We start from the raw sequence: 13,244 nt of genomic DNA on the forward strand, positions 1-13,244 counted from the left end.
CCGCACGGCCGCGGGGCGGCCTCACGCCGGGCCGCCCCGTGACCTGGTGCTCACGCGGACATGGGCCGCTGCACCCGGATCGACTGGAGCAGCCCCACCGCCACCCAGACCGCGAACATGGACGAGCCGCCGTAGGAGACGAAGGGCAGGGGCAGGCCGGTGACCGGCATGATGCCCAGGGTCATCCCGATGTTCTCGAACGCCTGGAAGGCGAACCAGGCGACGATCCCGGCGGCGACCACCGTGCCGTACAGCTCGCCGGTCTCGCGGGCGATCCGGCAGGCGCGCCACAGGACGACGCCGAGCAGGACGATGATCAGGCCGGCGCCGGCGAAGCCCAGTTCCTCGCCCGCCACCGTGAAGACGAAGTCGGTCTGCTGCTCGGGCACGAACTGGCCGGTGGTCTGCGAGCCGTGGAAGAGGCCCGCGCCGGTCAGTCCGCCGGAGCCGATGGCGATACGGGCCTGGTTGGTGTTGTAGCCGACGCCGGCCGGGTCGAGGCTGGGGTTGGCGAAGGCCGCGAACCGGTTGATCTGGTACTCGTCCAGGATGTGCAGCTGCCAGATGGCGAGGCAGCCCAGCGCGCCCGCCCCGAGCAGGCCGAACACCCAGCGGTTGGAGGCACCGGAGGCGAGCAGCACGCCCAGGATGATGGTGACCAGGACCAGGACCGTGCCGAGGTCGGGCATGAGCAGCACGATCAGGATCGGTACGGCGGCCAGGCCCAGGGACTGCAGGACCGTGCGGTGGTCGGGGTGGGGCTTGTCGCCGGCGTCGACCCGGGCGGCGAGCATCATCGCCATCCCCAGGATGATCGTGATCTTCACGAACTCCGAGGGCTGGATGGAGAAGCCGCCGCCGAGCACGATCCAGTTGCGGCTGCCGTTGATGGTGGCGCCGAGCGGGGTGAGCACCAGCAGGATGCCGAAGACCGAGGCGCCGTAGAGGATCGGGACGGCGCTGCGCAGGGTGCGGTGGCCCAGCCAGACGGTGCCGATCATCAGGGCGAAGCCGATGCCGGTGTTCAGCAGGTTGCGGATGAGGAAGTAGTACGGGTCGCCCTGGTTGATCTCGGTGCGGTTGCGGGTGGCCGAGAAGACCAGGGCGGTGCCGATGCCGGAGAGGGCGAGCGCCGCGAGCAGCATGGGCCAGTCGAGCCGGCGGGCCATCGAGTCGCGGGCGAAGACCCGGGTCCAGCCGGCCCGTTCGGGCCCGTACCCGGAGACGGAGAAGCTGTTCGCGCCGGTCATGCGGCTGCCCTCCGGCCTGCGGCGCGGCGCGGGTGCCGCCGCGGTCGCCTGCGTGGTCGCCTGCGGGTGTCGCGGTTGCCCGTGGGTGTGCCGGTGGTCGCGGGCTGCTGGTCGCCGGGCGGGTTGGCGGTGCCCTCCTTGGCGACCTCCTTGGCGACCTTCTCCTGGTCCCGGGCCGGGTCGCCGGGGATCTTCGGGGCGGGGATGGTGCCGTCCGCCTGGATCTTCGGCAGGGCCTGCTGCGGGGTGGGCAGCAGCGCCTTCTTGTCGTCGACGGAGCCGTCGGCCTGCACGCCGTACAGGGAGCTGTAGATGTTGCGCACGGCCTCACCGGAGGCGCCGGAGCCGGTACCGGCCTGGGCGATGGTCATGATGACCGAGTAGTCCTTGGTGTAGGTGGCCAGCCAGGAGGTGGTCTGCTTGCCGTAGACCTCGGCGGTACCGGTCTTGGCGTGCAGCGGGATCTTGTTCTGCGGCCAGCCGTTGAACTTCCAGGCGGCGGTGCCGCGGGTGGCGACGCCGGCCAGGGCCTGGTCCATCATGGTGCGGGTGGCCTGGGTGATGGGCAGCCGGCCGCGCGGCTGCGGCTTGATGCCGGTGACGTGCTTGCCGTCGGCGCTGACGACCGCCTTGCCGATGGTCGGCGTGTACAGCGTGCCGCCATTGGAGATCGCGCCGTAGATCATGGCCTCCTGGACCGGGGTGACGAGGGTGTCGCCCTGGCCGATGGAGTAGTTGATCTCGTCGCCCTCGCGCATCTTGTTGCCTTCGAGGCAGTTCTCGTAGGCGATCTTCTCGACGTAGCTGCCGTTCTTCTTGCCGGACTTGCACCAGGCGTCCTTGTTGGCCGCCCAGTACCGCTGCTTCCACTGGCGGTCCGGGACGCGGCCGGTGACCTCGTTGGGCAGGTCGATGCCGGTCTCCTTGCCCAGGCCGAACTGGTGGGCGGTCTTGAAGAACCAGTCCTTGGGCTGGCCCTTCTTCGGGTTGATGCCGCCGTCGCGCTTCCATTCGCTGTCCGCGATGCCGTAGAACACGGTGTCGCAGGAGACCTCCAGGGCGCGGCCCAGCGAGATGTCGCCGAAGTTCTCGCCCTCGAAGTTCTTGAACGTCTGCCCGCCGACCGAGTAGGAGCTGGTGCAGGGGTAGGCGCCGTTGAAGTCGTGGCCGGCCTGGACCGCGGCGGCCGTGGAGACCACCTTGAAGGTCGAACCGGGCGCGGACTGACCCTGTATGGCCCGGTTCAGCAGCGGGTAGTCGGAGTTCTTGCCGGTCAGCGCCTTGTAGTTCTTGGCGGAGATGCCGCCGACCCAGACGTTCGGGTCGTACGTCGGCGCGGACGCCATGGCGACGATACGGCCGGTCTTGGCCTCCATGACGACGACCGCGCCGGAGTCCGCCTTGTAGTTGGTGCCGGTGATGCTGTCGTACTGCTGGCGGGCGGCCTTCATCGCCTTGTCGAGTTCGTACTCGGCGACCCGCTGGACCCGGGCGTCGATGCTGGTGACCAGGTTCGAACCGGGCTGGGCGGCGTCCGACTTGGCCTTGCCGGTGACCCGGCCGAGGTTGTCGACCTCGTAGCGGGTGACACCGGCCTTGCCGCGCAGTTCCTTGTCGTACTGCCGCTCCAGGCCGGAGCGGCCCACCATGTCGGAGCGCAGATAGGGCGAGGAGGTGTCCTTGGCCTGCTGGATCTCGTCGTCGGTGACCGGCGAGAGGTAGCCGAGGACCTGCGCGGTGTTGGACTTGCCGGGCGCGGCGTAGCGGCGCACGGCCTCCGGTTCGGCGTTGATGCCGGGGAAGTCCTCGGCGCGCTCGCGGATCTGCAGGGCCTGCTTGGGGGTGGCCTCGTCGGTGATGGGGATGGGCTGGTAGGGCGAACCGTTCCAGCAGGGCTGCGGGGTCTTGGCGTCGCACAGCCGGACCTTCTGCAGCACCTCCTGCGGGTCCATGCCGAGGACGCCGGCCAGCTTGCTGAGGACCGCCCTGCCGTCGTCCTTCTGCTTGAGCAGTTCGGTGCGGGAGGCGGAGACCACCAGGCGGGTCTCGTTGTCGGCGAGCGGCACTCCGCGCGCGTCCAGGATCGAGCCGCGCACGGCGGGCTGGACGACCTGCTGGACGTGGTTGCCGGAGGCTTCCCTCTGGTACTGGGCGCCCTCGCGGATCTGCAGGTACCACAGCCGGCCGCCGAGGGTGCCGAGCAGGGAGAGAACGAGGATCTGGATGACGACGAGCCGGGTCTGGACCCTTGGGGTCCGTCCGGTCTCGGGAATGTTGGTCACTGGTGCTGCCTCCCCCTCTCAGTGTGTGGACGAGTCGTATCCGACGAAGCTGTGAGACCGGGGGCCGGCCGGCCGCCGTGCTGTCACAGGCGCTTGACCCCCTTGACGCGGCCCACCCGGGTGGTGCGGGCGCGGGCCCTCGACTTGAGGCCGCCGAGCGCGCCGCGCTGGCCGCCGATGCGCAGTCCGGTGCCGGAGGAGAGCCAGCCGGAGGAGAGGTCGGCCTTCTTCGCGGCGGAGCCGGCCTCGGCGAGCGGATCGTTCTCGGCGCGCCGGGCCAGCGCCATGATGCCGGGGACCACGAACGGGGCGAGCAGCAGGTCGTAGACGGCGGCGCTGATCAGCAGGCCGGGCAGGCCGACGTGGCGGGCGGCGGTGTCGCCGACGAGGGCGCCGACCCCGGCATAGAGCAGGGTGGAGCCGAGGGCGGCGGCGACCACCACGGCCATCGGGCCGGTGGCCGACTTGACCTGGCCGGTCTCGGGCTTGATCAGTCCGGCCAGGTAGCCGATGACGCACAGCACCAGGGCGTAGCGGCCGGCCGCGTGGTCGGCGGGCGGGGCGAGGTCGGCGAGGAGTCCGGCGCCGAAGCCGACCAGGGCGCCGCCGACATGGCCGTAGACCATGGCGAGGCCGAGGACGGTGAGCAGCAGCAGGTCGGGGACGGCGCCCGGCAGGTGCAGCCGGGCCAGGACGCTCACCTGGATCACCAGGGCGACGACGACCAGCACGGTGGAGAGCAGGATCCGGTTGAGACGCATGAGGACTTTTCTCGCTCCTACTGCTGCTGGTCGTCGGTGGACTGCCCGTCGGGCTCGCCGGTGCCGGTGCCGGAGCCGTTGCCGGAGCGCCGGCCGGTGTCCGTGTCGGAGGAGGGGGTGACCGTCACGGTCACCGTGGGCGTCGGGGTGGGCTTGGGCTTGGCCGGCAGCACCGCGTCGCGGGGGTCCTTCTTCGGGGCCTGGACGACGACGCCGACCACGTCGAGCTTGGTGAAGCCGACGTACGGCGTGACGTAGACCGTGCGGGTCAGGTCGCCGCCGGAGGCCTCCACCCGGGAGACGACGCCGACCGGGACGCCGGGCACGAAGGGCTTGTCGGACTGGGAGCCGAAGGTGATCAGCCGGTCGCCCTTCTTGACCTCCGCCTTGCCGTTGAGGAGCTGGACGCGCATCGGGCGGTCGCCCTGGCCGGAGGCGAAGCCGAGTTCGTCGCTGCCCTCCATGCGGGTGCCGACGGTGAAGTCGGGGTCGTTGGCGAGCAGCACGGTCGCCGAGTCGGGGCCGACGGTGGTGACCCGGCCGACCAGGCCGTCGCCGTTGAGGACGGTCATGTCGCGCCGGATGCCGTCGTTCGAGCCGGCGTCGATGGTGATGGTCCAGGAGAAGCCCTGGGCGGCTCCTATGGCGATGACCTGGGCGCCCTTGATGCCGTACTGGCCCTCGCCGGCCAGCTTGAGCATCTTGTCCAGCTGGGCCAGGCGGCTGCGGTTGCGGTCGTCGCTGCCGAGCTTCGCCTTGAGGGCGGCGTTCTCCTTCTCCAGGGCGGCGAGGCGGTCGTGGCGGCCGCCGGAGTCGCGGACCGCGGAGACCGCGTTGCCGACCGGGTCCACCGCCCCCGACACACCGTTCTCGATCGGGCCGAAGACGGTCGCGGCGGCCCGCCGGGCACCGTCCACCGGGGAGTTCTCCCCGCCGCGGATGTCGACCGTGATCAGCGCGAACGCGACGGCGATCAGCAGCACCAGGAGCAGCCGGCTCTCTTTCGTGTCCCTCACGTGCGGCGGCCGTGCCCTTCCTCGTAGGAAACCGGGTGGCCCCCGCGGCGCGCGAAGCGCGAACCCGAGGGGCCCGTTTGCGGGAGCTTATGCCTCTATATCAACGATCCGCCGTACGAGAGGAGATCATCTCGTACGGCGGAATCGAAAAGTTGCGTCATCGGCGCGGCTGGGCGTCCAGTACCTGCTGCAACGCCTCGAACTCCTCGACGCACTTGCCGGAACCGAGCGCCACGCTGTCCAGCGGGTCCTCGGCGATGTGGATCGGCATGCCGGTCTCCCGGCGCAGCCGCTCGTCCAGGCCGCGCAGCAGCGCGCCGCCGCCGGTCAGCACGATGCCCCGGTCCATGATGTCGCCGGACAGCTCCGGCGGGCACTTGTCGAGGGTGGTCTTGACCGCGTCGACGATCGCGTTGACCGGTTCCTCGATCGCCTTGCGCACCTCGGCGGCCGAGATGACGACGGTCTTCGGCAGGCCGGACACCAGGTCCCGGCCGCGGATCTCGGTGTGTTCGTCGGCGTCGAGGTCGTACGCGGAGCCGATCGTGATCTTGATCTGCTCGGCCGTGCGCTCCCCCAGCAGAAGGCTGTACTCCTTCTTGACGTGCTGGATGATCGCGTTGTCCAGTTCGTCGCCCGCCACCCGGATGGACTGGGCGGTGACGATACCGCCGAGCGAGATGACCGCGACCTCCGTGGTGCCGCCGCCGATGTCCACCACCATGTTGCCCGTGGCCTCGTGGACCGGCAGGCCGGAGCCGATGGCCGCGGCCATGGGCTCCTCGATGATGTGCACCTGGCGGGCGCCGGCCTGCGAGGACGCCTCGATGACGGCGCGGCGCTCGACACCGGTGATACCGGAGGGCACGCAGACGACGACCCGCGGACGAGCCAGATAACGCCGCTTGTGGATCTTCAGGATGAAGTAGCGGAGCATCCGCTCGGTGATCTCGAAGTCCGCGATCACGCCGTCCTTGAGCGGACGCACGGCCACGATGTTGCCGGGGGTGCGCCCGATCATCTTCTTCGCCTCGGCGCCGACCGCGAGGATGCCACCGGTATTGGTGTTGATCGCGACGACGGACGGCTCGTTGAGTACGATCCCGCGACCCCTGACGTACACCAGCGTGTTGGCGGTCCCGAGGTCGACAGCCATGTCACGGCCGATGAACGACATTGAGTTCCCCATCAGGATTCGTCTGGCCTTCCCTGGGAGCTTTTGAGGGCATTTCAGGTACGGCGAGGTGGGTGCTGTGACGTGAAGGCTTCCATCGTAGACGCGCCTGCACGAACACCGCGCGAGGGTCTTCGCCATTGTCAGCAGATGGCGTACCGCCTCGCTTGTGGAGACGGTCCATCGGGGGCACGCGTTCCCCCGATCGGCACCGGGTATGCCGGAGGCGGCCGTCACCCGGCGGCCGCCCAGGTCAGGCGAGCCGATGAGCTGACGGTGTGTCAGCGGGCGCGGGCGGCGGCCGGCGGCCGTCCGTCCCGGACTCAGCCGCGGCCGGGGAAGAAGATCTTCACCTCGCGCTCGGCGGACTCCTCGGAGTCGGAGGCGTGGATCAGGTTCTCCCGGACGATCACGCCGTAGTCCCCGCGGATCGAGCCGGGCGCGGCGGCGATCGGGTCGGTCGGGCCGGCCAGGGCGCGCACGCCCTCGATGACCCGCTCACCCTCGACGATCATGGCCACGACCGGACCGGAGGCCATGAACGCCACCAACGGCTCGTAGAAGGGCTTGCCCTTGTGCTCGCCGTAGTGCTGCTCCAGCGTGTCCTGGTCCAGGGTCCGCAGCTCCAGCGCGGTGATCTGCCAGCCGGCCTTGCGCTCGATACGGCTGATGATCTCGCCGGTCAGGCCGCGACGGACGGCGTCGGGCTTGAGGAGGACGAGGGTGCGCTGGGTCACGGGGACTCCTTCTGCTGTACAGATGTGCGGTGGCACGAGGTTACAGGGCCACCGTCACACAGCGTCAGCCGAGGCGGAGCCGGCCTCGGCGGCCCGCTCCGCGAATCTCGCCTTGGCCGCGTCGATCTTCCGCCCGAAACGCACCGACGCCCACCACAGCGCCGCGAAGACCGCGCCGAGGAAGTACATCACCGGCACGACGGCACCGGCGGCGATCAGCGCGAGCTGCAGCGCCCAGCCCAGCACGACCCCGGCGGGCCGGGTCACCATGCCGCACAGCAGCACGCACAGCACCATGGCGACACCGCTGACCGTCCACACGGCCGTCATGGTGAGGTCCGGGTCCTTCATCGCGACCAGCGCGGCGAACCCGATGACGAAGAACTCGCCGATCAGGGTCGAGGAACACAGCGTACGCACGAGGCTCAGCCCTTCCCGAGGAGCAGCCGGGCCTCACCCACGGTGATGACCGATCCGGTGACCAGCACTCCGCCGCCGGCGAACTCGCCCTCCTCCTCGGCGAGCGTGATCGCCGCCTCCAGGGCGTCCGGCAGCCGCGGCTCCACCTGGACGCGGTCCTCGCCGAACACCTCGACGGCGATCGCGGCCAGTTCGTCGGCGTCCATCGCGCGGTGGCTGGAGTTCTGGGTGACCACGACCTCGGCGAAGATCGGCTCGAACGCCTCCAGCAGACCGCGCACGTTCTTGTCGCCGCTGGCCCCGACCACGCCGATCAGCCGGCTGAAGTCGAACGCCTCCTGCACCGCCTCGGCGGTCACCTGCGCGCCCGCCGGGTTGTGCGCGGCGTCCAGGACCACGGTCGGCGAGCGCCGCACGACCTCCATGCGGCCCGGCGAGGTCACCGCCGCGAACGCCTTGCGGACGGTCTCGCCGTCCAGCGGCTGGGGCCGCTGGGCGCCCACGCCGAAGAACGCCTCCACGGCGGCCAGCGCCACGGCCGCGTTGTGCGCCTGGTGCGCGCCGTGCAGCGGCAGGTACACCTCGGGATACTCGCCGCCCAGCCCGCGCAGGGTCAGCAGCTGGCCGCCCACGGCCGGCTGCCGGGCCACGACACCGAACTCCAGCCCCTCGCGGGCCACCGTCGCGTTGACCTCCACGGCCTTCTTCAGCAGCACCTGGGCGGCGTCCACCGGCTGCTGGGCGAGGATCACGGTGGCGTCCTGCTTGATGACCCCGGCCTTCTCCCCGGCGATCTCCCCGGTGGTCGAGCCGAGGCGGTCGGTGTGGTCCAGGCCGATGGGCGTGATCACGGCGACGTCCGCGTCGATGACGTTCGTGGCGTCCCAGGTGCCGCCCATGCCCACCTCGACCACGGCCACGTCCACCGGCGCGTCGGCGAAGGCGGCGTACGCCATGCCGGTCAGCACCTCGAAGAAGGACAGCCGGTACTCCTGGGCGGCGTCGACCATCTCCACGTACGGCTTGATGTCCTGGTACGTCTCGACGAACCGCTCGGCGGACACCGGGGCGCCGTCCAGGCTGATCCGCTCGGTGACCGACTGCACGTGCGGCGAGGTGTACCGGCCGGTGCGCAGCTCGAAGGCGCCGAGCAGGGCCTCGATCATGCGGGCGGTGGAGGTCTTGCCGTTGGTGCCGGTGATGTGGAGGGAGGGGTACGACCGCTGCGGCTCGCCCAGTACGTCCATCAGCGCGGCGATCCTGCTGACCGAGGGCTCCAGCTTGGTCTCGCCCCAGCGGGTCGCCAGCTCCGCCTCGACCTCGCGCAGCGCCTTGTCGACCTCGGGGTCCTCCGGCCGGGCCGGCACGTCCGCGTGCGCCGGGGCGCCCTGGGTGCGCAGGGTGCGGCTGCCGGCCTCGATCACCGCGAGATCGGGGTCGCGGGTGGTCTCGGCCTCGATGATCTCGTCGAAGGAGTCGAGGGGGTCGGGCCGGTCGTTTTCGTCGGGGAGGTCGCTCACGGGGCCAGTCTACGGAGGCGCGGGGCGGTGCGAGGCGCCGGTTCGGGGGAGGCGCCCCGAAGGGGCGTGGGGAACCGCGCGACCGGCCACGACGCACCCGCACCGGGCCACCGCGCCCACCCGCCCCGAGCCGCGCAAGGCCCCGGAGTCGAGGGGACTCCGGGGCCTTGCGCGGCGTGCGGGCGGCTGCCTACGCCTGCGGCAGCCGCTCCAGCTGCGCGGTGATCCGCGCGATGTCCTCCTCCGCCTTGGCGAGCCGGCCGCGGATCTTGTCGACCACGTGGTCGGGAGCCTTCGCGAGGAACGCCTCGTTGCCGAGCTTGCCGTTCGCCTGGGACTTCTCCTTCTCGGCGGCGGCCAGGTCCTTGGCCAGCCGCTTGCGCTCCGCCGCCACGTCGATCGTGCCGGACAGGTCGAGGGCGACCTCGGCGCCGGACACCGGCAGGGTGGCGGTGGCGGTGAAGGACTCGCCCGCCGGCTGGAGCCGCAGCAGCTGCCGGATGGCGGCCTCGTGCGGGGCCAGGGCCGTACCGTCCAGGGTCAGGCGGGCCGGGACCCGCTGCCCCGGCTGGAGGCCCTGGTCGGCGCGGAACCGGCGGACCTCGGTGATGACGGACTGGAGCGTTCCGATCTCCCGCTCGGCCGCCGCGTCCCGGAAGCCGCTGTCGCCGGGCCACGCGGCGACGACGACCGACTCGCCGCCGGTCAGCGTGGTCCACAGCGTCTCGGTGACGAACGGGACGACCGGGTGCAGCAGCCGCAGCGTGACGTCCAGGACCTCGCCCAGAACCCGCTTGCTGACCTCGGCGGCCTCGCCGCCCGCCTGGAAGGTGGTCTTGGACAGCTCGACGTACCAGTCGAAGACCTCGTCCCAGGCGAAGTGGAACAGCGCGTCGGACAGCTTGGCGAACTGGTAGTCGTCGTAGTACGCGTCGACCTCGGCGACCACCGAGTTCAGCCGGGACAGGATCCAGCGGTCGGTGGCCGACATCTTCCCGGCGTCCGGCAGCGGGCCGTCCACCGTCGCGCCGTTCATCAGGGCGAAGCGGGTGGCGTTCCAGATCTTGTTGGCGAAGTTGCGCGAGCCCTGGACCCAGTCCTCGCCGATGGGGACGTCCACTCCGGGGTTGGCGCCCCGGGCCAGGGTGAAGCGCAGCGCGTCCGAGCCGTACTTGTCCATCCAGTCCAGCGGGTTGACCGCGTTGCCGAAGGACTTCGACATCTTCTTGCCGAACTGGTCGCGGACCATGCCGTGCAGGGCGACGGTGTGGAACGGCGGGGTGCCGTCCATGGCGTACAGGCCGAACATCATCATCCGGGCGACCCAGAAGAAGAGGATGTCGTAGCCGGTGACCAGGACGGAGTTCGGGTAGAACTTCGCGAGCGACTCGGTCTGCTCCGGCCAGCCCAGCGTGGAGAACGGCCACAGGCCGGAGGAGAACCAGGTGTCCAGGACGTCGGTGTCCTGGTGCCAGCCCTCGCCGCCCGGGACCTCGTCGTCGGGGCCGACGCAGACGACCTCGCCGTTCGGCCCGTACCAGACGGGGATGCGGTGGCCCCACCACAGCTGGCGCGAGATGCACCAGTCGTGGAGGTTGTCGACCCAGTCGAAGTACCGCTTCTCCATCTCCTGCGGGTGGATCTTGACCTTGCCCTCGCGGACCGCGTCACCGGCGGCCTTGGCTAGCGGGCCGACCCTGACCCACCACTGCATGGACAGGCGCGGCTCGACCGTGGTCTTGCAGCGCGAGCAGTGGCCGACGGAGTGGACGTAGGGGCGCTTCTCGGCGACGATCCGGCCCTCGGCCCGCAGTGCGGCGACGATCGCGGAGCGGGCCTCGAAGCGGTCCAGGCCCTGGAAGGGGCCGTGCGCCGTGATGACCGCGTGCTCGTCGAGCACGGTGACGGCGGGCAGGTCGTGGCGGCGGCCGATCTCGAAGTCGTTCGGGTCGTGGGCCGGGGTGACCTTGACGGCGCCCGTGCCGAACTCCGGGTCGACGTGCTCGTCGGCGACGACGGGGATGGACCGGTCGGTCAGCGGCAGCTTGATGAGCTTGCCGACCAGGTGCTTGTACCGCTCGTCGTCGGGGTGGACGGCGACGGCGGTGTCGCCGAGCATCGTCTCGGCACGGGTGGTGGCGACGACGATGGTCTCGTCCCCCTCGCCGTAGGTCATCGAGACCAGCTCACCGTCGTCGTCCTGGTACTCGACCTCGATGTCGGAGATGGCCGTCAGACAGCGCGGGCACCAGTTGATGATGCGCTCGGCGCGGTAGATCAGCTCGTCGTCGTAGAGCCGCTTGAAGATGGTCTGGACGGCCTGGGACAGGCCCTCGTCCATGGTGAAGCGCTCGCGGGACCAGGCGACGCCGTCGCCGAGGCGGCGCATCTGGCCGGAGATCTGCCCGCCGGACTCGCCCTTCCACTTCCACACGCGCTCGACGAACGCCTCGCGGCCCAGGTCGTGGCGGGACTTGCCCTCCTTGGCCAGCTCCCGTTCGACGACGTTCTGGGTGGCGATGCCGGCGTGGTCCATGCCCGGCTGCCACAGCGTCTCGTAGCCCTGCATGCGCTTGCGGCGGGTGAGGGCGTCGATGAGCGTGTGCTCGAAGGCGTGGCCCAGGTGGAGGCTGCCCGTGACGTTCGGCGGCGGGATGACGACGGTGTACGGCGGCTTCTCGCTCTTGGCGTCCGCCTCGAAGTAACCCCGCTCCACCCAGCGCTCGTACAGCGGCCCCTCTACGTCGGCCGGCGCGTACTGGGTCGGCAGTTCGGTGTCGGGCGCGGGTGGCTGCTGCTGAGCGTTCTCGGTCACGGGCTCAGTTTAGAGGCGTCACCGGCGTGTCCCGAACCGCATTTGTTGTGTAACGGTGCGCACCCCGCCGACCTGCACCGGCCGTGGCTGCGCCAGGATGTCAGATACGCATAAGCATCTGGAGGGGAACCCAGGAATGAGCTACAACCAGCCGGGCCCGTACGGCGGGCAGCCCCAGCAGCCCGGACCGTACGGTCAGCCGGGCCCCTACGGCCAGCAGCCGCCGCAGGCGCCGCCCGCGCAGCAGCCCGGCTACGGCTACCCCCAGCAGCCGCCGCAGCCGCAGCCCGGTTACGGCTACCCGCAGCAGGCCCCGCCCGCCCAGCCGCCCGGCTACGGCCACCCGCAGGGCGCCCCGCAGCAGCCGAACCCGTACGGCCGGCAGCCCCAGCCGCCGTACGGCCAGCAGCCGCCCTACGGCTCCGTGCCGCAGCCGCCGTCCGCCGGCGGCGGCGGCGGGAAGAAGACGGCGCTGATCGTCGGCGCGGTCGCGGTCGTGGCCGCGATCGGGGTGGGCGCGTACCTGCTGATCGGCGGGGGCGGGAGCGGCGGTGGCGGCTCGGTGGCCGACGACGGCGCGCACAAGCTGGTGCTCCCGGCCACGGTCGGCGACTACAAGAAGTCCGACGCCGCCGGCTCCGACGACGGCGGCCCCACCGGTGCCACCAGCGCGGACAAGCTGAAGGCGCTCGGCATCGAGGACGGACAGGCGGTCCGGGGCGGTTACGGCCCCACCGACATCACCAAGCTCGGCAGGTCGATGGCGGTCAACGCCGCCTACGGGAAGATCGGTGACCCGGCGGCCTCGATCGACAACGGGTTCGCCGCGTCCCACAAGAACTCCGAGGACACCGACGGCAAGGCGAAGGTCACCTGGAAGGGCAGCCCGCAGAGCTTCAAGCCGGCCGGTCTCGACGGGGCCCTCATGAAGTGCCAGCTCGCCCACATCGACGAGGGCACCACCAAGCTCGACGTGCCGACCTGCATCTGGGCCGACCACAGCACCTACGGCGTGGTCAACGGCGTCGACCTGACCGCCGCGAAGACCGGGGGCGGCGGTTACTCGCTGGACGACGTCGCCGCCTTCGCCGCCCAGCTGCGCACCGCGGCGCGCGTCAAGGCCTGACCGCGGCGGCGGACGTACGGAAGTACAGGAAGCACAGGAAGTACGCATACGGAAGGGGCCCCGGTCGTACGACCGGGGCCCCTTACCGATTGGGAGGGCGGGGCACGCCCGCATGTGCGCGCCCCGGCCCCCGCCCCCCCCCG

10 protein-coding genes are annotated in these 13,244 nt (G+C 71.0%); 1 reads left to right on the forward strand and 9 read right to left on the reverse strand.

Annotated features, from left to right (window positions below; genetic code table 11):
* Positions 1-50: 50 nt before the first annotated feature.
* The 9 genes from rodA to ABZ858_RS29590 all read right to left on the reverse strand — a co-directional run bounded on the left by rodA (position 51) and on the right by ABZ858_RS29590 (position 11,975).
* Entirely contained in the window at positions 51-1,250 is a 1,200-nt protein-coding gene (gene rodA, locus ABZ858_RS29550) for a rod shape-determining protein RodA (RefSeq protein WP_361385191.1), read from the reverse strand.
* On the reverse strand, positions 1,247-3,532 hold the full coding sequence (mrdA, locus tag ABZ858_RS29555; RefSeq protein WP_361385194.1) for a penicillin-binding protein 2: 2,286 nt from the start codon (positions 3,530-3,532) through the stop codon (positions 1,247-1,249). The genes rodA and mrdA overlap by 4 nt, the downstream gene beginning before the upstream one ends.
* Before the next feature lie 83 nt (positions 3,533-3,615).
* Positions 3,616-4,293, reverse strand: coding sequence for a rod shape-determining protein MreD (gene mreD / locus ABZ858_RS29560; RefSeq protein ID WP_361385197.1), 678 nt, complete (start codon positions 4,291-4,293; stop codon positions 3,616-3,618).
* Positions 4,294-4,310: 17 nt separating this feature from the next.
* On the reverse strand, positions 4,311-5,309 hold the full coding sequence (gene mreC / locus ABZ858_RS29565) for a rod shape-determining protein MreC (protein WP_361385200.1): 999 nt from the start codon (positions 5,307-5,309) through the stop codon (positions 4,311-4,313).
* A gap of 157 nt (positions 5,310-5,466) precedes the next feature.
* The gene (locus ABZ858_RS29570; protein ID WP_019325389.1) at positions 5,467-6,486 is read right to left on the reverse strand and encodes a rod shape-determining protein; all 1,020 of its coding nucleotides are present in this window, start codon (positions 6,484-6,486) and stop codon (positions 5,467-5,469) included.
* Positions 6,487-6,806: 320 nt separating this feature from the next.
* A complete protein-coding gene (ndk, locus tag ABZ858_RS29575; RefSeq protein ID WP_037854465.1) occupies positions 6,807-7,220 on the reverse strand; it encodes a nucleoside-diphosphate kinase in 414 nt (137 codons plus the stop codon).
* Positions 7,221-7,274: 54 nt separating this feature from the next.
* Complete coding sequence (locus ABZ858_RS29580; RefSeq protein WP_361385203.1) at positions 7,275-7,640, reverse strand: DUF4233 domain-containing protein; 366 nt, start codon at positions 7,638-7,640, stop codon at positions 7,275-7,277.
* A 5-nt stretch (positions 7,641-7,645) separates the two neighbouring features.
* Positions 7,646-9,160, reverse strand: coding sequence for a folylpolyglutamate synthase/dihydrofolate synthase family protein (locus tag ABZ858_RS29585; protein WP_361385206.1), 1,515 nt, complete (start codon positions 9,158-9,160; stop codon positions 7,646-7,648).
* A gap of 190 nt (positions 9,161-9,350) precedes the next feature.
* Positions 9,351-11,975 (reverse strand): valine--tRNA ligase, encoded by a 2,625-nt coding sequence (locus ABZ858_RS29590; protein WP_361385209.1) that lies wholly within the window; start codon positions 11,973-11,975, stop codon positions 9,351-9,353.
* Positions 11,976-12,111: 136 nt separating this feature from the next.
* Here ABZ858_RS29590 and ABZ858_RS29595 point away from each other — a divergent pair, with 136 nt between their 5' ends.
* Entirely contained in the window at positions 12,112-13,101 is a 990-nt protein-coding gene (locus ABZ858_RS29595) for a hypothetical protein (RefSeq protein WP_361385212.1), read from the forward strand.
* Positions 13,102-13,244 lie beyond the last annotated feature (143 nt).

Origin of the sequence: Streptomyces sp. NPDC047017, assembly GCF_040644175.1 — a bacterium.
GTDB lineage: Bacteria > Actinomycetota > Actinomycetes > Streptomycetales > Streptomycetaceae > Streptomyces.

Excerpts from the sequence above, each read along its gene's own strand:
- ABZ858_RS29570 (WP_019325389.1), bottom strand. The coding sequence starts at position 6,486 with ATGTCGTTCATCGGCCGTGACATGGCTGTCGACCTCGGGACCGCCAAC.
- ABZ858_RS29595 (WP_361385212.1), top strand. The coding sequence starts at position 12,112 with ATGAGCTACAACCAGCCGGGCCCGTACGGCGGGCAGCCCCAGCAGCCC.
- rodA (WP_361385191.1), bottom strand. The coding sequence starts at position 1,250 with ATGACCGGCGCGAACAGCTTCTCCGTCTCCGGGTACGGGCCCGAACGG.
- mreD (WP_361385197.1), bottom strand. The coding sequence starts at position 4,293 with ATGCGTCTCAACCGGATCCTGCTCTCCACCGTGCTGGTCGTCGTCGCC.